Source organism: Paraperibacillus marinus (genome assembly GCF_046237605.1).
Classification (GTDB): domain Bacteria; phylum Bacillota; class Bacilli; order Bacillales; family DSM-1321; genus Paraperibacillus; species Paraperibacillus marinus.
This window is the reverse complement of the sequence record NZ_CP143542.1, coordinates 3,695,569-3,716,795: the sequence shown is the minus strand read 5'-3', so window position 1 is coordinate 3,716,795 and position 21,227 is coordinate 3,695,569. Positions and strand designations below refer to the sequence as shown.

General features: G+C 42.9%; 19 protein-coding genes and 1 pseudogene. 12 read left to right on the top strand and 8 right to left on the bottom strand.

Annotated features, from left to right (window positions below; all coding sequences use genetic code 11):
• Positions 1–18: 18 nt before the first annotated feature.
• On the top strand, positions 19–399 hold the full coding sequence (locus tag V1498_RS18815; protein WP_409295370.1) for a hypothetical protein: 381 nt from the start codon (positions 19–21) through the stop codon (positions 397–399).
• An 844-nt stretch (positions 400–1,243) separates the two neighbouring features.
• Here the strand turns inward: V1498_RS18815 and V1498_RS18810 are convergent.
• Both V1498_RS18810 and V1498_RS18805 read right to left on the bottom strand, forming a co-directional pair.
• Entirely contained in the window at positions 1,244–1,516 is a 273-nt protein-coding gene (locus tag V1498_RS18810) for a PIN domain-containing protein (RefSeq protein ID WP_409295369.1), read from the bottom strand.
• Between the two features lie 284 nt (positions 1,517–1,800).
• A complete protein-coding gene (locus V1498_RS18805; RefSeq protein ID WP_409295367.1) occupies positions 1,801–2,562 on the bottom strand; it encodes a PAS domain S-box protein in 762 nt (253 codons plus the stop codon).
• Between the two features lie 539 nt (positions 2,563–3,101).
• Here V1498_RS18805 and V1498_RS18800 point away from each other — a divergent pair.
• Together V1498_RS18800 and V1498_RS18795 are read left to right on the top strand one after the other, a co-directional pair.
• The gene (locus V1498_RS18800; RefSeq protein WP_409295365.1) at positions 3,102–3,206 is read left to right on the top strand and encodes a YjcZ family sporulation protein; all 105 of its coding nucleotides are present in this window, start codon (positions 3,102–3,104) and stop codon (positions 3,204–3,206) included.
• Between the two features lie 32 nt (positions 3,207–3,238).
• Complete coding sequence (locus V1498_RS18795; protein ID WP_409295363.1) at positions 3,239–3,355, top strand: YjcZ family sporulation protein; 117 nt, start codon at positions 3,239–3,241, stop codon at positions 3,353–3,355.
• A gap of 349 nt (positions 3,356–3,704) precedes the next feature.
• On the opposite strand, the pseudogene V1498_RS18790 reads toward V1498_RS18795, so the two are convergent.
• Positions 3,705–4,141, bottom strand: a pseudogene (locus tag V1498_RS18790) (4-hydroxyphenylacetate 3-hydroxylase C-terminal domain-containing protein); the annotation flags it as partial.
• 129 nt (positions 4,142–4,270) lie between these two features.
• Between V1498_RS18790 and V1498_RS18785 the strand changes: the two are divergent.
• From V1498_RS18785 to V1498_RS18770, 4 genes are all read left to right on the top strand, one after another.
• Positions 4,271–4,624: a VOC family protein gene (locus V1498_RS18785; protein ID WP_409295362.1), complete on the top strand. Its 354-nt coding sequence runs from the start codon at positions 4,271–4,273 to the stop codon at positions 4,622–4,624.
• Between the two features lie 371 nt (positions 4,625–4,995).
• Complete coding sequence (locus V1498_RS18780; RefSeq protein ID WP_409299367.1) at positions 4,996–5,556, top strand: GNAT family N-acetyltransferase; 561 nt, start codon at positions 4,996–4,998, stop codon at positions 5,554–5,556.
• Positions 5,557–5,706: 150 nt separating this feature from the next.
• A complete protein-coding gene (locus tag V1498_RS18775) occupies positions 5,707–6,507 on the top strand; it encodes an SH3 domain-containing protein (RefSeq protein ID WP_409295360.1) in 801 nt (266 codons plus the stop codon).
• A gap of 95 nt (positions 6,508–6,602) precedes the next feature.
• Positions 6,603–7,025: a flavoprotein gene (locus V1498_RS18770; protein ID WP_409295358.1), complete on the top strand. Its 423-nt coding sequence runs from the start codon at positions 6,603–6,605 to the stop codon at positions 7,023–7,025.
• A 394-nt stretch (positions 7,026–7,419) separates the two neighbouring features.
• Here the strand turns inward: V1498_RS18770 and V1498_RS18765 are convergent, their stop codons facing one another.
• The 3 genes from V1498_RS18765 to V1498_RS18755 all read right to left on the bottom strand — a co-directional run bounded on the left by V1498_RS18765 (position 7,420) and on the right by V1498_RS18755 (position 10,605).
• Complete coding sequence (locus V1498_RS18765) at positions 7,420–8,412, bottom strand: aminoglycoside phosphotransferase family protein (protein WP_409295357.1); 993 nt, start codon at positions 8,410–8,412, stop codon at positions 7,420–7,422.
• Between the two features lie 675 nt (positions 8,413–9,087).
• The gene (locus V1498_RS18760) at positions 9,088–9,531 is read right to left on the bottom strand and encodes a cell wall hydrolase (protein WP_409295355.1); all 444 of its coding nucleotides are present in this window, start codon (positions 9,529–9,531) and stop codon (positions 9,088–9,090) included.
• A gap of 744 nt (positions 9,532–10,275) precedes the next feature.
• Complete coding sequence (locus V1498_RS18755) at positions 10,276–10,605, bottom strand: hypothetical protein (RefSeq protein WP_409295353.1); 330 nt, start codon at positions 10,603–10,605, stop codon at positions 10,276–10,278.
• A gap of 190 nt (positions 10,606–10,795) precedes the next feature.
• Here V1498_RS18755 and V1498_RS18750 point away from each other — a divergent pair, with 190 nt between their 5' ends.
• From V1498_RS18750 to V1498_RS18735, 4 genes are all read left to right on the top strand, one after another.
• Positions 10,796–11,344, top strand: a complete 549-nt coding sequence (locus V1498_RS18750; protein ID WP_409295351.1) for a glycerol-3-phosphate responsive antiterminator — start codon at positions 10,796–10,798, stop codon at positions 11,342–11,344.
• A 266-nt stretch (positions 11,345–11,610) separates the two neighbouring features.
• Positions 11,611–13,467, top strand: coding sequence for a dienelactone hydrolase family protein (locus V1498_RS18745; protein ID WP_409295349.1), 1,857 nt, complete (start codon positions 11,611–11,613; stop codon positions 13,465–13,467).
• Positions 13,468–13,564: 97 nt separating this feature from the next.
• On the top strand, positions 13,565–15,055 hold the full coding sequence (glpK, locus tag V1498_RS18740; RefSeq protein ID WP_409295348.1) for a glycerol kinase GlpK: 1,491 nt from the start codon (positions 13,565–13,567) through the stop codon (positions 15,053–15,055).
• 138 nt (positions 15,056–15,193) lie between these two features.
• Positions 15,194–16,855: a glycerol-3-phosphate dehydrogenase/oxidase gene (locus V1498_RS18735; RefSeq protein ID WP_409295346.1), complete on the top strand. Its 1,662-nt coding sequence runs from the start codon at positions 15,194–15,196 to the stop codon at positions 16,853–16,855.
• Positions 16,856–17,182: 327 nt separating this feature from the next.
• On the opposite strand, the gene V1498_RS18730 is transcribed toward V1498_RS18735, so the two are convergent.
• Both V1498_RS18730 and V1498_RS18725 read right to left on the bottom strand, forming a co-directional pair.
• The gene (locus V1498_RS18730; RefSeq protein WP_409295345.1) at positions 17,183–17,560 is read right to left on the bottom strand and encodes a hypothetical protein; all 378 of its coding nucleotides are present in this window, start codon (positions 17,558–17,560) and stop codon (positions 17,183–17,185) included.
• Positions 17,561–18,147: 587 nt separating this feature from the next.
• Positions 18,148–19,815: an ABC transporter substrate-binding protein gene (locus V1498_RS18725; protein WP_409295344.1), complete on the bottom strand. Its 1,668-nt coding sequence runs from the start codon at positions 19,813–19,815 to the stop codon at positions 18,148–18,150.
• Between the two features lie 98 nt (positions 19,816–19,913).
• Between V1498_RS18725 and V1498_RS18720 the strand changes: the two genes are divergently transcribed.
• The gene (locus V1498_RS18720; protein ID WP_409295343.1) at positions 19,914–21,179 is read left to right on the top strand and encodes an MDR family MFS transporter; all 1,266 of its coding nucleotides are present in this window, start codon (positions 19,914–19,916) and stop codon (positions 21,177–21,179) included.
• Positions 21,180–21,227 lie beyond the last annotated feature (48 nt).

Below are 21,227 nucleotides of genomic sequence, written 5' to 3'. Positions count from 1 at the left end.
ACAGAGGAGGGATTTTTTATGTATGTTAATACCAGAAAACATATATGGATTTCAGCAGAAGAATGGGCAGCAGAAGAATGGAATATTGAAGATGTCAATGTTGACGTCGTCATAACTTTCCCTGACCGTTCTAAGTGGATTGCGACCTTTTTTACTTATAAAAACATAGAGACCTTAAGAAAGAAGAATACACGGACCGGTGAATGTATGGGTGGGTCGTATTTTTGGGCGAGCGATATGGTCTTAATAGATCGTGTAAGCCGTGAGCGAATTAACGAGGTTATAGATTTTCTAATCGCCAATGAAGAGTTCGAATCTGCCTTCACCCGATATCACAATGTTGGGACGGAAGATGATGATGAATACCCAGAAGGCTTCTTTACTTCAAAAGAAACGTAACGTGAAAAAGGGGACTATGATTATATGATTAAAAAGTACATGACTGTTATTTGTTCACTTCTCTTTTTAGCAGGATGCTCCGAGCCAGAAATTCCACTTAAGGTATCCCGATTTAATTATAAGGCTGAACCTCCAGCCCTTGTACACCATAAAACGGTACGGAATAAAAAAGATATAGATTCCGTTCATGACATTCGTAATAGCCCTTTAATTTCTCTTTCTTCTATTATATAATCGCGGAAAAACATTAAAAACTGACTAAAAGTTATACAGTTTTATTGTATAATCTTCTAAAGCCGTTGCGGCTGTAGTGCCTAAGGACGTTACACAGTAGTTCAGGCAACAAAATTGCCATTCTGAGTCCTATACCACACAGAAACAAGGAAAACACTTCTAGCCTTACTCCCGCAAGGGAAGTGGGCGAAAAAAACTGTGTAACTTATTGTGTAAATTCTATACTTAGCGAATTTATGTGTTTTGAACCTCATATATCATTTGAATTTTGATTCGTCTTACTGCCACAAGGGATTCACTAGCATGAAAGCTGAATAAATTTTTCCGGCTAAATGGACTTTTGTTTAGTGAACCTAACTGTATAAATTGTGTAATTTGGCCATTCATGTTCGAGCAGAAATCATGAATGACCCGTATTCTCAAATAAATAGAAAAACAGTAGAGAATCGTAATAACGATTCTTTTTTGTTTGCCACCAGGTCAACAGGAGACGCGATAACTACAACAGATCCAGTTTGGAGGTGCGAAATAAAAAAGACAGCGAATTCGCAGCTCTTTTTAGCTAAAGTGCCATACTTCAACCCATTTTAATTTCTCGTCCATTTCTAATTTACCGCACAAACTTTTCTTTCTTATCATCCAAAAAGTCATTTGTATTATTAGAAATAAAGTAACAATCAGATAAGTTATATTGACCAATATAATTCGAATAAGTCAACCATGTCACTGCATCTCGGAATTCAGATTTACCCTCTTTAAATGGTTTTATACGATTAACCGCTCGATCTATAAGTTCTCCTAGAAAGTCATTAGGACAAGATAGAATAAGTAAAACTCTTTCTTCTTTTAGCTTCTCATATACTAGTTCAAACTGTTTTATCAACTTTGCGGTATCTTCTGCTATTCTATGGTTAATTGCATTCTTTTCTCTATCGATAAAACCTTCTGGTTTAAAACCTTGTAAAACTCCCTCTGCATTAGATCAATCATACATAGTATTAATGGTTGAACTATGTTCCTAATTAAACTATAGGGTGCTTTACTAAAACAATGGAATAAGGCTTGAAGAAAGGAACTGATATACTGCGTTGAATTCAGTTTACAAAATAAAGCCTGGAGTTAATTACGGAAAGTCAGCAATTAAAAGTATTTAGATAAGAAGGGAACTTAACGCTCCCTTTCTCTCTGGAGGCAAAATTCTATTCCCTTCTGGAGGGTGGAAAACGTCCGGATGCCGGATAGGTTGATTTCGGAACGGATCAGTCCGATGGCGAGTTCCGGGGAGATCCCTACGATGAAGCATTCGGTTCCCAGAAGGCGAATGGACGTGATTAGTTGCTGCATCCCTGCAAGGGGAGAATCATCCTCATAGGTGTATCCGGTTACATCAAGGAGAAGGGTATCCGCCTTTCCGTTCGATGCATGGGTCAATGCCGTATGAATCAGGTCCGACATCCTCTCCCTAGTGAACTTTCCGATCAACGGGATGACAAGGATGCCGTCGAAAATCGGTATTACAGGGGAGGACAGCTCTTTCACCAGGGAAGCGAGTTCCTCCTCTGCTTGTTTCCGGTCGGTGATGTCACGCCCGACGCAGATTGTCTGGATGATGTTGCCGGATCGATCCCGGATAACCTCAGCGGTCGTCTCATACCAACGGTAATCCCCATTCTTATGACGGACTCGCCCGGTAAAGCGGAACGTGTTCGTGTCTATGAAAAGCGAATCACGGTAATCCTGCCAATCCCGGTTGGTATCTGGCGGATTGAAGGAGGCAGCCGGCTTCCCGATGACTTCATCAGCGGAATAACCAAGGAGGTTCTTGACGGTCGGGGAAATATAGGTGAACACTCCGTCGGCAGAAAGGATAGAGATGATATTCTGGGATTTTTCAGAAATGAACGAGAACAATTCCTGTATATTGACCATAGACTTGGACGAACCCCTTATCTGTTTAATTTTCTTAACATTATAACAGATGAAAGATAGGCTATTTCTGCCTTTTTTGTAATTTCTCATTTGCAAGGACCATTAATTCGTAATCCAGCGGATTGAGCGTCGCATCCCCTTACTTCCAGAGGAGGGCACGTTCAAGGAGCAAGTCGGCAACACTCCATTCTAAAACACCAAAGTATATATACTAAGGATTCATTGTGAAGTATTACACTTAAACTATCGGGTTCTTTAGTTTAATAAGCAAATCCTTAAATAACAAAAACTCGCAATTCCCTATGCGAGTTTTTCTTTGTTATAACCTTATGGTATAGCCACAATATTTCGAAAACAGCCTAAACTAAAGAGGGTTGTTTAAGTATTGTCTGGGTGCTTCTCTCTTTGATAAATAATAATCTCCATAAAAGTTATAACTGCACCAAGTTCTGTGTTGGAAATTCAGGATAATTTTTGGTTGCCCATACATTTTTCCTCCATTTACATACTTTATAATAACAGTTCGAAAGGAGGTATAAATGGTGGGTGATCATGCTGGATATGGAAGCGGTTTTGCCTTAATCGTTGTTTTGTTTATTTTACTAATTATTATAGGTGCTTACTATTGTGGTTACGGATACTAAATAATTATCATTTAAGACAGGGGAATTAACTTATGTACGGATATGGATATGGATACGGTGGATATGGCTATGGCTGCGGAAGAGTTTTCGCTTTAATTGTAGTTTTGTTTATCCTTTTAGTGATTATTGGAGCCGTCTGTTGGAATTAAATATTGTTGAAAAGGTCCTTTAGAGGACCTTTTATTATTATTCAAAGTTTGTTAATGTCAGTAGAGATTTTTTCTTTATTTATGAAAGCAGAACAGATTCTTCTTTGAGGCATACTCTATTGTAAGCCGTATCCAGTATCTGCTAACATGCATTTTTTCCTCCAAGAAGAAGAACGGATCTTATACCCTCTTCTTCGTACATATGTTTTTGATTGAAGAATGCTCTAAATTATGTTATATACCGCTGGGTTACATTAGAGTGCTGGAGCTAACATAGGTGAAAATTAGATCATAAAGGTAATTTGCAGAGGGTTGTCGAAATACTGTAATCATGAATCTAGCCACACGTTTATTTGTGTATGTTAAGGTATTTCTTTACTTCCACAAGTTTATTTTTAGGATAATTTTGATATAGAGCACTTGATAAACGAATGGGATCACCAAAAAAAATCCCATGCCAAACGGAAAATTTTAACCCGGTTCTCGGCAGTCCTGTTTGCCGCTTGAAGATACCTGTCTAAATGAACTCTTAACTCGAATGGAAATCCTTTTCAAGAGGAATGGATATGATACCGCTCGCCCCAATAAGTTGAATGATTTCAGTAAAACGGGGATATATTTTGGGGAAGATGTAACTCGCTGCCTGTAACGGAATCATATCGGGCTGCATACAGCCCCACTCATTTAGTTGGGCAACATTTTCAGACTTATCAAGCAGTGCCTTGAAGGTTTCAAGACCAATGATACGCAAAGCTTTTCTTGTATATGCTGGTATTCCCCAACGTCCTATTTATGAATTAATTGATAAAAATAGTTCATTTATTTCTACGTAAGAAATTTTAAACCATGGTCAAATCCCAGGCCTTAGGGAATAGCTGCAATAGTTGGGACTAGAATTATAGGGAGAGAAATTAATTGAAATTAGGAAATATAATGATCTTTGTTTCAGACATTCGGGAAGCAAAAGGGTTTTATGGGAATCTGCTGGAACTGCCGGTGCTGATGGAGAAGGAGAAACAAATAGTTTTCCAGGTAGAAGGCACACAATTAGTTGCATTTAAGTGCGAAAAGAATGGACAGGTGGGTGACTATTCAAATGAGGCGAGAACAGTGTTGGTTTTCGAGGTGGATTCTGTTGAGGAAACCTTTTATAAAATGAGATCTAAGGGCATAACATTTTTACACGAAAAACCTACAGAAGCGCGTTATGCCGCATTTATAGATCCTTTTGGAAATGTTTTTGAAATTGCGGAACATACATCAATTTAATATTTCCAAGTTGATATGTTTTTGATGTAATAACCTATTGAGAAATAGACCGGGGGGAAACAATTGAAGAAAGGAGATGCCAATAATAGAAGTTAATGGTATTAAGCAATGGATCAGGATTGCAGGTACAGAAAATAATACTATTCCGCTAATCACTATTCATGGAGGCCCCGGTACAAGTCAATGGATACGGCAGCATTTAGAGGATTGTAATCAGTGTGCTATTATTTTTATGCTCTTTTGTTTTAGTTATATGTAATATAATTAAACGAAGAATAGTAGAGTTTTTTTAGTTACAATTATGTGGTGGGGTTGATACAGCCTTTTAGAATAGTCCATTAAAAAAGAGTTTAAAGGATGTGATCTTGATTATGATAACCGGACAAAAGGTCGAGCTGCGACCTGTATCACTTGAAGACTATAAGCGTGATTTTCTTTGGCGCAATGATGCGGAAACGGCAAAATTGGATGCGGGCGCCGGATATTTCTACCGTACCAATGTGCCAATGGAAAAAATAGAGGGCGATTATGAAAAATCAATTCTGAAACTAGATAAACGTGAAGCCGGGGAGTTTTCAATTTATACGATAGAAGAAAGCCCGAAACATATCGGAGGAATCGGGTATAGAGCGGTAAACATTATTTCAAGAAGCTGTACAGTGGGCATTGGGATTGGAGAAAAAAACTACTGGGGAAGAGGCTATGGCACAGATGCCATGAACACCCTTATCCGCTTTATATTCCTGACTCTCAACTTAAAACGCATCCAGCTCGATACATGGAGCGGAAACACGAGAGCGATCCGTTCATACGAAAAATGCGGCTTTAAAATTGAAGGAAAATTGAGGAAAAATGCGTATATCGATGGGACGTACTACGACACCATTATCATGGGACTTTTAAGAGAAGAGTGGAACGACGGATATAAATAAATGCACCAGATACCGGCTGCCATTATGGGCGGCTTTTTCTATGCACTGCAAAAATTCATAATTAAACCGAGTACGAAAAATGGATCTGGTAATACAAAAATAGAATTTACTGTTATATTAAGATTGACTAAGTAACCAGGGGGAAAGGGATTGAAAAAATTATCTGTATGCTTATTGTCCTTTGTCTTATTCTTCACGGTCTTCTCTTTTAGTCCAGCCAAAGGAGCAACACTATATTCGGGAACGCTGACTGCCAATGTGACGCTCTTTGAAAGTGCCTGGTCAAAGTCAAAGAAAGTTGGCACCATGAGTAAAGGCAGCATCGTGACTGTATACTCAAAAAACAAATACGGGTGGTCAGAAGTACAAGGGAAAAGCGGGAAGCGGGTTTATGTCCGGACTGCATACCTGAAACTTTCTTCAAAGATTAGTTTTCTTAAGGACAAAACAAAAACATATGTCTTTAAAAATCCAAATGGAACAACTTCAACTGTTGCATTTGTTAAAACGGTAAAAGGCCTGCCGAATGTTAATTATAAGCAGCAGGGAATCAAGCCAACCACTTTAAATCAGTGGAAAATTACCAATAAGTCGTCTGCTTATTATGAATATGAACACGAGACAGCCGAAGGATTGTTCTTTCAAAATAGAGACCGGTATAACAACATAAACGATACCACAAGAATAGGATATCCTTTATATATAGGGAACACATGGGTATTAAATCCAATGGACGAAGAGCCTGGGAATGCCAAAATTACGTCCATCGGGAAAACGATCAAGACTCCGGCTGGCAATTTTAAAAATGTAATTGAAGTCACACAGTATCCATACGACTATTCCATGGGAATGCCGCCAGAAATCGTCTATTACGCAAAGAATGTTGGAGAACTAAAACGGACGTTCAAGGGTAAAACGATTTCTGAATTGATACAAATCAAAAAACGCTGATTCGAATGCCCTCCGGTTGAAGGAGGGTTTTCTCGATGTTTTGTGGAATAAAGCTGCTGGTAAAGTTTGGCCTTCAAATTTCAGGAGGAAAGATAATGGACAAATCATTCAGAAATTTCCTGGATACTTACTTGGAAAGCTGGAGATCTTCCAATCTGGAAGATCTGGCAGGTATTATAGCGAAAGATTATCAAGCAAGGGAAATCAGAAACGGAGAAATCGTTGACTTTGGCTATAAAGAATCATTAAATGGGTGGGAGCAGGGCTTCAATTATGTTCGAGGTCACAATGGCCTCTGGCTAATAGCTGAAATATCGACATGTACCTTAAGAGAACGGGAAAAGCTGGTCATTTTTTGTGTGACCCTAGTTATTGAAGAGAAGGCAATAGGAACGGGGAGCTTGTTCTTTCAAACCTTTAAACAGGATCATATGGACACATGGAAACTGATCAGAAGTTATATAGAAACTGGGATTCCTGCTCAATATGTAAAGGAACTCCAGTCTGCCTCAAATTAAAGCACTCTATGCACCCGTGATGGCCATATATATACATTGACTCTGAGATAAATGCGATCATAAATGTAATGATAAATTGAATCAGCGCAGTCCCGGCTGAAGATGAGTCGAGACCATGTAACAAAGTATTGTAAACTGACATGATTAAAATCATTCCAAAACACATGAACAGGCCAAAAATAAGGCTTTCTTTTTTATTTGATGGCAATTGAAACAGCCTTTCCCTGAGTGAATAAAGGTAATTAAATCTGCCAGGATTTTTTTTCATAAGTGACATTTTTGTTAAAAATTTTCGCATGATGCAGGCTGAATTACTGGAAAGGGCATGAAAGCAGAGCTTACTCCGGGAGTAAGCTCTGCTTTCAATATAAAAATCTTCCCTATTCAAAATTTTCTAATTGAATAAGTTCTGAATCCTGGGACGAAAGCCGCCGGTCCTTGTACAGGCCTCAAGGTTCAGCTTTAGATATTCCAGTGTTTCTGCTTCAGACTTTACAAGGCCTTCAAACCGCAGATCTCCAATCCACTCCCAAATATCTTCAAGTATTCGTTTTAAGTAATAAAATTCATAGGCGTCTAAATCAGGAGTGTTGTATTCTATGTGTCTTTTGTATTCATCTAAAAATTGTCTGGCATAGGGCTCTGTGACAATTAAAATCAGGTCTTGTTCAACGGGAGCAAGCTTCGCACATTCCCAGTCAATCAGCATAAGGTTTTCCCCCCGCATGATATTCCAGTTATGAACATCCGCATGGCAAAGGACATATTGGTGAGTCTTATCTTTCAAAGTTCTTGAAACATACTTGATTCTCTCAATATTATCTAACAAAACTCCCGTATATGGAGATACCATCTTTAGGATGATATCGTCTTTCTTTTGTAAATCGTCATGAATAAATGAAGATAAAGAATCACAAAAATCTATTTCAAAAAGTTCCTTTGCCTGCCGCTCCTTTAATTCTCTGGAGATAGCTGCAGTGCTCTTATGAAGTACGCCAATCATTCTTGCCAGCTCGCTTACCTCATCCCGGCTTAGCTGCCCCCCGCCAATTGTGCTTCCTTCTATATACTGAGACAAAACGTATACATACCGATCATCGTCACCGTTATACTCTTGTGAGTTCGTTAAGATTGGATCAGCGAGATTTCTTTTTAATTCTGTATGATCATGCAGCCATTTCACCAGGGGAGTATAGTTTTCAATTGCATCAATCCACCGTACAATGGACGCCCTGTTTTTGTCATACACTTTCAAAAAGTATGTATCCTTCTCATCCGTGACTTTAAATGCCAAGGCAGACCAGCCGCCTGTACACGGCTCAATTTTTGCTGCTTCAATGCCATAGTTCACTTTTAAAATATGGGGAATTAGGTTTTCGATTTCCATGGATTCTCCTTCTCATTTTATTAAGGGTGATTGGAACAGAAGGTGCGAGACCACCGCCCCCGGAAAGCGAGCGCTCCGAGTAGAAATCAATCTTCCTGGTAGAAAAGGTTGCGAAAGAAGCCCTTAAAATAGCCGGCTTTCCATGTTCATTGCTCTACTTTGAAACATACCAAAAAACAAAAAAAAGCAGCTGAAACAATCAACCAGAAAAGCGTTAATTTATCCATTTTTTTCAAATGTACTCACCCTCTGTGGCAGGAAAAGATCAATGCCTGGATGACAAGACTTTTCAATCCGTTAATTTTTCTTTTTCACGATTAACTTAGCAATAAAAGACAGAATCCTCCCAAGCTGCCAAAAAGGAAGGTATCATGAAGATAAACCCGCCATTTTTTTCGAGCATCCTCCATAAATGATTGGCGATTCGATCCCTTTGGTGAAAATATTCATCGACCTCTTTGTTTTCCCTGGGGATATCGTTCATTTCTCCAGCTCCAATCAAGTATTAAAAACGCCTATTATCTTAATTCGCCGTCATATCATTTTTTCCTTTTACTGGATATTGATTTATCCTCCAAAAAATTTATGTAATTATAGAATAGTCTGTTTCACCTCTCTCTTCTCATGCCAAATGGGAGAGGGCTAATATAAAAAAGCCTACTCCCGCGAGTAAGCTCAGCTGCCAACATAAACACTTTCGCATGTTCCTGGCTTTGGCTCGTAATAACAATGATTTTTGAATTGACCGGCAAAGGGCTGATCGTACCAGGTGGGAGGGCAGGGGGCATATGGATTGAAATACCATAGGGCATATTTCGCCGGCTGTTCCCTCCAGTATTCCAGGTTTTGTCTTGCCAGTCTTTTTTCAATAGATCTTGCCCTTTGGTAAAACACATTCCCTTTCTGCACAGCTTCAAAGGAATAATTCCCCCCCTGCACCTGAAAAATGACCTGAGGGATAGTTCTTAACCCTCTGAAATCAGTACAATTCGCTTTAAGGCGGTTCACGATGACCGTTCCTACATATAGCATTCCCTGTCTGCCTTCACCTTCCGCTTCTGCCCGCATCATTCTTGCCATCAAGGCAACGTCCGAGCTTCGGTAAGCTGCTCTCGCCATATTATCACCCCAGAATAAAGTATGTAAAAACGTCTGGGTTCGTGTCTATCCTCTTTAATCGTTTCAAAACAGGTACTTTCCACATCTAAGGGAAAATATGCATTTAGGATATATATGGTATAAAAGCAAGAAAATAGTTGGGGAAATTTTGAGGATTTGAATGGTCTTTTATAAGGGTTGGGATTTTATACGGGAAAATGGGCATCTCCTTAGGCGAGAAAAGGCTTGCGCAGAAGCAGCTTTCTATTTGCTAATATGAGCCTGGGCAGCATGCGAAGAAGATGATTGCCAGGGGATTGCTCGAGCAAATGATGAGTTTAAATGATTCTGGAGTATGAAGGACATTTTGACGTCAAATCGGAATTAAAAAGTCCTTCATGAGGGGTATGAAGGACATTTCAAGGCCAAATCCGAATCAAAAAGTCCTTCATGAGGGGTATGAAGGACATTTCAAGGCCAAATCCAAATCAAAAAGTCCTTCATGAGGGGTATGAAGGACATTTCAAGGCTAAATCCGGATTAAAAAGTCCTTCATGAGGGGTATGAAGGACATTTCAAGGCCAAATCCGAATCAAAAAGTTCTTCATAAGTGGTATGAAGGACATTTTAAGTCCAAATCCGGACCAAAAAGCCCTGCATTCAAGGAATGAAGGACAACTCTCAGCGGGGTTAAGCAATCCCACGAAGGATGCAAAAAGAAGCCATTCAACTGCAGATGAAAGATAGTTAAACTGAATTGAGCAATTAAGAAAAATATGACCAATATAAGGTGATAGTCCAGATCAATGACAGGGCAGTATAAGCGGCTGAGCCGAGAAATATCCAGCTGGGATGGAAGGTGGTATCTTCTTCTTTTCCTTCAGCCCAAATGACATCGCTGTCACTGCGGACCATAGTCCTGAGGTATTCGGAAAAAATTCCCCCGTTGCTTGAAAATATGTAAATGATAACGGTCAATGAGAGTCCCATGAATACGCTGATTTCACTGAAGCTGATCTCAAAGAAAGCGGAGGTAAGCCAGGTAAGCATGGCTTCTATGGCTAGGGTAGCCAGGACAATTGCGGTTTTTTTCAAAGAAGAATCCTCCATATTTTTATACTATTGTATTTTATTTCTAGCGGCAGGTAAATATCTGGAGGATAAAATAATATTTGTAAAAGTTATCCAATTTATAGTAACTCCTTTTCTATAAGAACAGAACGCCATTGGTCTCTATTCCGAGATATGGTACCATTAGTAAAAAAACCAAAGGCGGGGAAATAGGATGATTCAAAGGATATTGCCGGCATCCTCGAATTTTAAGGAGTTTGAGCATTTTCTCCGCACCCCTTTTGAGATTGGGGTATTTCTTGATCTGCATATCGCTCAGCTGAAGAATGTTGATAAGATGGCGAAGGAGTATGGGAAGAAGATGCTGTATCATATGGATTTGATTCATGGCATCAAGAGCGATGATTATGCTGCGGAATATATCTGTCAGGAATATAAGCCGTTTGGGCTGATTTCCACGAAGTCGAGTGTGATTCAGAAGGCGAAGCAAAAGGGAGTCATTGCGGTTCAGCGCATTTTCTTAATAGATTCGCATGCACTGGAGAAGAGTTATAAACTGATTGAGAAGACGAAACCCGATTATATTGAGGTTTTGCCTGGTGCGATGCCGTGGATGATCAAGGAAGTGAAGGATCGGCTTCAGACGCCCATTTTTGCCGGCGGACTTATACGCACTGAGGAGGAAATCCGAAGCGCGCTTGCAGCCGGAGCCGATGCCATCACGACCTCCAAGCGGGAACTCTGGAAATGCCGGGATTACTAAGTTTACAAAATTAAGAAATATTAGAATAATTTTCTAACGCTTCATTGATGACGTTTTCATGGAGGGTTACTATAATTCTAACAAATTAACGATGGTGGAGACGCGGAGACCCATACTTTTAGGCACCTTTTCTAAAGGAGCTTACGAAGTATGAGTCTTTTTTCTGTCATTAGCTTGGTCAGACTAAAATATTCATATAGCAGGGAGGATTAGTTTCTACATAACAGAGGGGTAAGAACAACGAAGATCACAAGGGGGAAAAACAGATGAATAAGAAAAAGTCATTGAGGATACTGGCCATCTCATTGATTCTGTGCCTGGTTAGTGCCATCGGTGCTTATTTTGTCCAGACATCAGGCGGGAAAGTGACAGTAAAGGATATGCGCTGGGAGACGCCTTCCGGCCATATGATGAGTGCACTGCTATTTGTTCCTGAAAATGCTACAGCCAAAAATCCGGCTCCAGCCGTAGTTGTGAGTCATGGCTGGTACAATACACGTGAAATGCAGGACCTGAATTATGTGGAATTATCACGCCGGGGCTATGTGGTGGTATCCATCGACATGTATGGTCACGGAAATTCGGATGCCGTCACTCCGGAAGAGTGGATGAACCGCGGTACGGGAATGTATGATGCGGTCGAGCTTCTTGCGGATCTTCCATATGTTGATAAAGAAAAGATCGGCATCACCGGCCATTCGAATGGTGCGAGGGCGGCGAACTGGTCGATAAATGAAGATAATAAAAAAGAAAAGCCGCTCATTTCTTCTGTGCTGCTCATTGCTAATGATGCGATGTACACGGATAACCCGGGCGAACCGCTGTACTGGGCATTAAAGCCAAAGGATGCAAGCTATAAAAATGTCTACGGATCGAGAGATGTAGGGGTTGTTGCTGCACAGTATGATGAGTTTTTCTTCAGAAGCATGAAGGCGGACGGAACAGCCACTGTCCCGAGAGATTATATTAAAACAGATCCAGCCCAGTCCTTCCTGAACTTCGGCATTGACCCCAGTGAAGGGGAGAAGCGCGAAAGCTACAAGATTTACAAGCAGGACATTGACGGAAAAGAAGCAAGCCGCGTCATTTACAATCCGGCACAGATCCACCCATGGAATCATATATCCAAGGATGTGGTGACGAGCACGCTTGAATTTTTTGATGATTCTCTTGGCAGTCCCAAGGATATCGCGCCAGGCAGCCAGATCTGGCAGTTCAAGGTGCTGTTCAATTTCATCGGTTTGATGGGATTTGTTATGTTTATTGTAAGCATCACGAAGGTGCTTCTGTTCACATCTCCATTCGCTTCACTGCGGGCAGCGAGAGAGGTAGAACCCCAGGCGGCACCAGCTGGCATCGGCAAGGTATGGTTCTGGGGAGGACTGGCAGCATCGGCCGTGGTCTCCTATTTCAGCTACCTTGCACTGTATAATTGGTCAGTGGAAAATATCAAGCCTTTCTTCCCGCAATTCCCGCCGTTTTATATCGGTGTATGGTGTGTGGTCACCGGCTTGTTTGCCCTATTGGTCATGTTTGTTTCCCACTTCTTCTATTCAAGGAAGAATGGCTTTGACCTTAGGGAGACAGGCGTGATTATTAGCTTCAGGACCCTGGTGAAAACCATTGGACTTGCCCTGACCGTTGCGGCCCTTTCATACAGCCTTGTATTTATTGCTGATTATTTCTTTAAGGCTGACTTCAGGCTTTGGGTGCTCACTGTAAAGGCATTCACTCCTGATAAGCTGTTGATCGCCTTGAAATACCTGCCGTTCTTCCTGCTGTTTTATGTGGCCAACTCCATCGCCATCAACAGCTTCAACTATGTGCAGATTGGCAAAAAAGAATGGATCAATACAGCGGTCGTGGCCCTGTTCAATTCCCTGGGCATCATCATCCTTGTAGCCATTCAGTATATCACTTTCTTTGTAACAGGAGAGGTTTACTATAACGATCTGTCCCATATCATCGGAATCTGGCTGTTCCCAATCATTGTGATCCTGATTGTAGCTGCCGTCATATCCCGCAAGATCTATAAAGTAACAGGAAATCCTTATCTGGCCGGATTCATCAATGCCTTCATCATCACTGTGATGACGGTAACGAATACGCTTACCCAAATTTAATGTACAGCAGTATGCAGTCCGGGCACTACCGGGCTGCATATGCTATGATTAATTCACTTACATAATCTATTAACTTTTTAAATTGAGGTGAATGTCCATGGAAACGTTCATTCTGTCACTGGATCAGGGAACAACCAGTTCAAGGGCGATCCTTTTTAACAAAAAGGGGGAAATCGTCCATACGGCTCAAAGGGAATTCACTCAGATCTTCCCGAAGCCCGGCTGGGTGGAGCATAATGCAAATGAAATCTGGGGCTCTATTCTTGCCGTCATTGCCACCGTTCTATCGGAGTCGGGAGTGCAGCCTGAACAGGTGGCCGGGATTGGCATCACCAACCAGCGGGAGACAACGGTTGTCTGGGATAAGGAGACAGGGAAGCCAATCTATAATGCAATTGTATGGCAGTCGCGCCAGACGAGCGGCATTTGTGATGAGCTGAAGGAAAGCGGCCAGAGCGAACTGTTCCATCAAAAAACAGGACTCTTGATCGATGCTTATTTCTCCGGTACAAAGGTAAAATGGATCCTCGACCATGTTGGGGGGGCGAGGGAAAAGGCTGAAGCGGGGAAGCTGCTGTTCGGTACGATGGATACATGGCTGATCTGGAAGCTCTCAGGCGGACAGGCGCATGTTACGGATTATTCCAATGCTTCGCGGACATTGATGTACAATATCCATGAACTGAAATGGGATGAGGAAATTCTCGAGATACTGGGAGTCCCTGAATCGATGCTTCCGGAAGTGAAACCATCTTCTGAGGTGTATGCACATACGATTGAGGCGCATTTCTTCGGAAAGAGAATTCCGATTGCAGGCTCGGCCGGCGATCAGCAGGCAGCCTTATTCGGGCAGGCATGTTTTGAAAAAGGTATGGCCAAAAACACCTATGGTACAGGCTGTTTTATGCTTATGAATACAGGCAGCCAGGCCGTTACCTCCGGTCATGGTCTGTTGACCACGATTGCATGGGGCTTGAATGGAAAAGTGGAGTATGCGCTTGAAGGGAGCATTTTCGTTGCCGGATCAGCGATTCAGTGGCTGAGAGATGGCCTCAGAATGCTCAAGGATTCGGCAGAAAGCGAATCTTATGCCGAGAGAGTGGATTCAACAGATGGAGTGTATGTTGTTCCTGCATTTGTGGGGCTTGGCACTCCGTACTGGGACAGCGACGTCCGGGGAGCGGTTTTTGGTCTTACAAGAGGCACGACAAAGGAGCATTTTATCAGGGCGACGCTTGAATCGCTTGCTTATCAAACGAAGGATGTGCTCGCTGCCATGGAGGCAGATGCAGACATGGGAGTCAAGGCGCTCCGGGTGGACGGCGGAGTGGTGAAGAATAATTTCCTCATGCAATTCCAAAGCGATCTTCTGGGCCTGCCTGTTGAACGCCCGGCGATCAATGAAACGACAGCACTTGGGGCAGCATATCTCGCCGGCCTTGCTGTCGGCTATTGGGAAAGCCAGGAGGAAATCTCCCGTCACTGGAATGTGGACCGTGAATTCACGCCGGCAATGGGTGAGGAAGAACGCAGCAACCTGTACAGCAGGTGGCAGACAGCCGTGCAGGCAGCCCGCGCATTTAAATAATGTAAAAATCAATAAATAAGAGTATAATAGAAGTACAAGTTAATATTTGTCTGGAGAAACGGAGAGACCACATTTACATTAACCCCCTTAAGGGTAATGTTAATTGTGGTCTCTTTTCATTTATAAGGAGGAAACAGGATGGAGTTTTCGAATTTGAACCGAAATGCCGTAATAGAGGAACTTAAAAGCAGGGAGTATGATGTGCTTGTAATTGGCGGGGGCATCACCGGTGCCGGTATCGCCCTGGATGCTTCTACAAGGGGAATGAAGACAGCTCTTGTGGATATGCAGGACTTTGCTGCGGGCACCTCGAGCCGCTCCACGAAATTGGTCCATGGCGGACTGCGCTACCTGAAACAGTTTGAAGTGAAAATGGTGTCAGAGGTAGGAAAGGAAAGAGCGATCGTTTATGAAAATGGGCCCCATGTTACCACTCCTGAGTGGATGCTCCTGCCGCTTCATAAGGGCGGAAACTTTGGGAAATTCAGCACGGCTGTCGGGCTCAGGGTATATGACTTCCTGGCAGGAGTGAAAAGAAACGAGAGAAGGAAGATGCTCTCAGCCGCCGAAACCCTGGAGCGGGAGCCCCTCATAAAGCAGGAAGGCTTAAAGGGGGGCGGCTATTATGTGGAATACCGGACAGATGATGCCAGGCTGACGATTGAAGTGATGAAGGCAGCAGTGGATAATGGGGCCGCTGCGGTAAATTATTCAAAGGCCGCGAAGTTGATCTATAAGGACGGAATTGTATGCGGTGCTGTAATCCACGACCTTTTGACGGGCAGCGAATATGAAATCCGGGCCAAAAAGGTTGTTAATGCCGCCGGTCCCTGGGTTGACAGACTGCGCGAGATCGATGGCTCTAAATCCGGGAAGGTCCTCAAGCTCTCAAAGGGTGTCCATATCGTCATTGACCAATCGCGCTTCCCGCTGCGGCAGGCCATTTACTTTGATACGCCTGACGGAAGGATGATATTCGCCATCCCTCGTGATGGGAAGGCCTATATCGGCACGACGGATACGTTTTATGACCATGATCCAGGCCACCCGGTCATGACGGAAACAGACAGGGATTATCTGCTCGAAGCTATCCATTATATGTTCCCCGGGGTATCGGTGGGCAAGGAAGATATTGAGTCAAGCTGGGCAGGTGTGAGACCGCTGATTCATGAGGAGGGGAAAGCACCGTCCGAAATCTCAAGGCGTGATGAAATCTGGGAATCCCAAACCGGCTTGATCACCATAGCAGGCGGCAAGCTCACCGGCTACCGCAAAATGGCTGAAGTGATTGTCGACCTTCTGGCGGCAAAGATTTCCGCTGATGAAGGGCGCCAATTCCCGCCCTGCCAGACAAAGCATCTCCCCATTTCAGGCGGGGATGTCGGGGGCGCGGCCGGTCTTGATGCTTTTGCAGCCGCCCATGTCAAACAGGGGGAGGCGCTGGGACTGACAAAGGATGAAGCGTATCATTTAGCCCGTATGTACGGCTCCAATATCGGACGCGTTTTTCAGCTGCTTCAGGTTCATAAAGAAGAGGCAGCTTCAGCTAAACTCCCGCTAGTGATATTTGCCAAACTGATTTATGCGTTGAACTTTGAAATGGCTGCGACACCTGTTGACTTCTTTAACCGCCGGACAGGGTATATCCTGTTTGATTCCGCCCTTGTGCATGAATGGAAGGGCGCGGTGATGGATTATATGGCGGGAATTTTCCATTGGAATGAAGAGGAAAAAAAGTCATATGCCACGGAGCTTAATGAAGCCATGGATGAGATGCTTCCCGGAGGAATACAGGTTTAGGCTGGCTTCCAGGGAAATGCTTAAAAGGTTTCTATCCTAGTGAGAGAGGCCGGTAATTTATTTTCCCGCATCAGACAAAAGAGAATAGGCTGGAAAAAACCACAGGAGATTCCTGTGGTTTTTCTATTTCCCCCTCCGCGCCTGGGGCTCCGTTTTCGGGGAACTTCTCTTGGATATCCAGGCAAAGGCTTCATTTCCGTAATCAGGAACGGATTTTCTCTCAGGATTCTATCCGTCAAATCAAAGGCGCTGCTACTCGATAATCCGTAAGTACACCAATTCCTGAAGGTGAGTTTTCATTGGATAATATATGTTTTAGGCGGTCTGCTAGTAACCGATGGAGGCAATGGGGATAACAATGCCGTGCGCCACTGGCCTAACCGTAGTGCTATATGATTTTTCTTGCGTTGCAAGTGCCAGTGAATTTGTTTGATTTGATTCAAAAGTCAGGGTAACAGGTTCTTCAGAATAACTTACTACAGTTGATACAGTAAAGTTTTCCTCACCAACTGCCAATTTTTCATTAGCCTGATCTTTAAGTTTTTGTAATGCAGCATCCATTTCCACAACTTGTTCAGAAGTTAAATAACCTTCTGCTTCAGTTTCTTTCTTTTTACTGGCTGCACTGGATGAAGTTGAAAAAGTAGAAACAGTTAACACCAAAGCTAGAGCAACGAGAGATACATACTTTAGAAAAGTTTTCATGGTAATCTCCTCCTAGTAAAGTATTAAAATCCCAAACTCTAACATAAATTTCAATATTTAGGAAATTTTAAAATATTTTGCAACTTTTTCAAACAATTTATAGAATTAGAGTAATTACAAAAGATTGTAGTAGTAATACGGTTAAATTTCTTTTTCCCAGAGTTTTCTCTTCGGTTAATAAAAGTCTATGTCCTAGGTAACTAATTACAAACACGATTAGGAAAGTGAAAATAAAGGTCAATATCCAATTCACCAAGTATATTCTCCTTTCTTTGTGAGGAACTTTATCCCACTCTAAACCTTTTTATCATAATAAGGCAATCACTTAGCTGAGCAGCAGGGTTATGATTTGGAATGTATATGTTGACATACACATTCGCCTCCACATTAATAAATACATTTCTGTAAAGATGCATCTACATCAACCCCATGCTTTTAAAAACTGCTTCCAGGGTATCGTTCGTAATCCTTGGTTTAGCACCCCTCCCCTAAAAATAAACGACGTATTTTTCGTCTAATTATGCTGTATAGCGCCCATGAATTGCTGAGTGGCCGTAAGTGATACGGACTTTTTTTATGTATCGGTCTCAGTTCTGCCCGCATTCATCCTCAATGACCGGGCGCACCCATAGCTTTGAAAAATCTACATACCCTAAATGCTTAATTTTGATATTCATTAATTCAGAAGAAAAAGGAATCTGCCGTTTTTCATAAAAGAGAGGAATCAGAATGGATTCTTCCAGGAGCATTCTCTCAAGTTTCCGGTTCAGGGCTGCCCATTCTGAAAAAGGGGTATGCCTGTATTGATGAAGGCAGCTGATCCACTTGCTGTCTTTGGCCAGGATCGGATATAAGGGTGACAAGCCGTTTGTCAAAAAGATATAGTAAGACAAATCCTGATTCATTTCAAAGATTTCTCCATGGATGAAACAATCTACATTCCGGCTTGCGGGAGTATTGGCTATCACCTCGTCAAATGTACACCACCTCAAGCTTACCGGGACTCCCTCTCTTTCCAGGGTATCCTTCAGCCAGATGGTACTCTTTTCGGTATAATCGGTTGCCCGGATAATTATAGGCTCTTTGAATACAGGCCTTTCTGTCTCGGGCAGCCGGATCGGCTCCGGATGGACCATCAGGGAGCCATTTTGATTGGCAGAGGCACGGGGATCATATTCATGAATGGTATGGGAGTTTTTGGAAATAATTCGATGAATCCAGTTTCTCACTTCAGGTTTACTTATGATGGAGTCACGATAGGCATTCATGATGACAGACCCGAAACCGGAATCACTGATAACCTTTGATTCAGAAGCATCCTCCTGGCTTGCTGCCGAGCGGTAGACCACTTGAAAATCACGGGGCACCTGGATGAATTCCACGGCATCCAGCAGCGGCCTTTCCTGAAAATGTTCCTTGAATGCGGTCAATACAGTCTTATCGCTGCTATTTTCCTCTAAGATAAAGCTCCCTGTCCCAAGCGTGCGGCTTTTGTCTTCTTTATAGATGCCGGCACAGATCATGCTTAAAAGCTGAAGGCTGTAGCTGCAGCCCTCCGGATGAATGAGATCGATAACAAGCGGTGCTGGTACGGCAATGCGTTCGATGGGAGACCATAATTGCCTGTAATGCTTGTTTGTGCGGAGTTTCTCCAGGCAGGCTGCTGCGTCTTCTGCCACTAGTATGGAACCGTCATGGAAGCTGACATCTTTTTTTAGGAATAGCCTTAGCCGGTCTGGTCTCACTTCCCAACTGTGGGCAAGTTCGGGAAGAATTTCACCATCCTCTGTGATGGAAACGAGCCTGTTAAAGACACTGGAGGAAAGATGGGCACTGTGCGCATCCGCTGCTTTCAAAGGGTGCACGGCAAGAAATGGATATCTTCTCGGCACTACCAGTTTATCCTGCGTTCTTTTATCAAATCCGAATTTGGTATAAAGCTTGTTCATCAACCGGAGCTTGCTTGCGGTTGACCAGGCGAATGCTAAATACTTGCTGCTTACGTCGACAGGCTCTTTATCGAGTAGACTCAGTGCTTTTTCTTCATAGATTTCCTCCACATTCTTCAGCCACATGATTTCTGATAGATTGCCTCTTCCGCGTCCAGGGATGAATGTCAGCCAGCCCTCCGCTTCCCACCTCTTTAAATATCGGCCGGCCTGCTTAGGACTGATTTCCAGTGCTTCTGCAATGTCCCCGATCCGGATTCCGCCTGAAGGAATGGTACTCCAGAGGATCAGTAATTTATTCTCCATATGTTCCCCCTGCTAAAAGTAGACATCTAAATTAAATTTGTCTATTTTTTCAAATATCAGTCTAGTTTAATATACTAGGTATAAAGGGAGGGAACAACATGAGATGGAAAGATTACCCCCAGAATATTAAGGTCCGGTTGATCACATCTTTCTTCAATCGGGCGGTGTCATCGGCAGTTATGCCATTTATGGCCTTGTTTTTTGCCCAGGAAATGAATAAAGTCTGGTCTGGGGTTTTTTTGATTGCAACTGTCCTGATCGGCTTTGTAATCAATTTGGCCGGCGGCTATATTTCTGACCGGTTTTCAAGGAAAAGAGTGCTTATGTTCACATCTGTTTTCAGTGCTCTCATGTTTTTCCTGATGACCGTCAGCCTGGTTCCGGACAGCCGGTTGATTTGGCTGTTTGCCGCAGCTTATATAGGGTTTACTGTTTCAAGCAGCCTGGGAAGGCCGGCGATGCATGCGATCATAATAGATTCCACCACACCTGAAAACAGAAAAGCGATCTATACGCTGGAATATTGGCTGGTCAACCTGTCCATGGCCATCGGGGCAGCGATTGGAGGTCTGCTGTATGCGGACTATAAATTGGAGCTGTTTACCATGCTCACCTTTACCTCTGCCTCCATTCCCATTGCCTACTGGGTCTGGCTGCAGGATGGCTTTACGGGCTTTTTGCAGAAAACACACCAGAATGTGCTGCTGGATGCCGTCCACAATTACCGGATTGCCTTCAAGGATTCTGCCTTTGTAAAGGTGGTCGCAGGTTCTGCCTTTATATTTGCCGCAGAATTCTCCTTGAACAATTACATCGGCATAAGGCTGGCGGAATCATTCAAGACAATTCACTTTGCGTCTTTTGAAATCTCCGGCATCCGTATGCTCAGTATCCTGAATATACAGAATATGCTGCTTGTTGTCTGCTTTACCTTTCTGGTCAACCGCTTCACCGACCGGATGAAAAGACGGAATGCCCTCATATTAGGACTCGCTCTATACGGGGCAGGATACACTTTGACCACTTCGGCTAATCTCTGGTATATTCTCCTCGCTGTCAATATGATCGCAACCATCGGCGAACTTATTTATTCCCCGATCCGGGATGCCGAACAGTCCAATATGATGCCTGATGACAAGCGGGGGTCCTATTCCGCCTTTAGCAATCTATCATTCAGCGGTGCAGAGCTGCTTGCGCGTTCCACCATCATCATGGGGGCGTTCCTGGCCCCGTCGCTGATGTCGGTTTATATTGGGATCACGATTATGCTAGGTTCATTTCTCGTATATGCCGGATTGTTCCATAGCAGGGATAGCTTGCAGAAAGAAAATAGTAGAAAAATAGTTTCTGAACAAGAAGGCTGATTGCAGTGAGAGGACTCACCAAATGAAATCGACTCATAGGTCATTAGA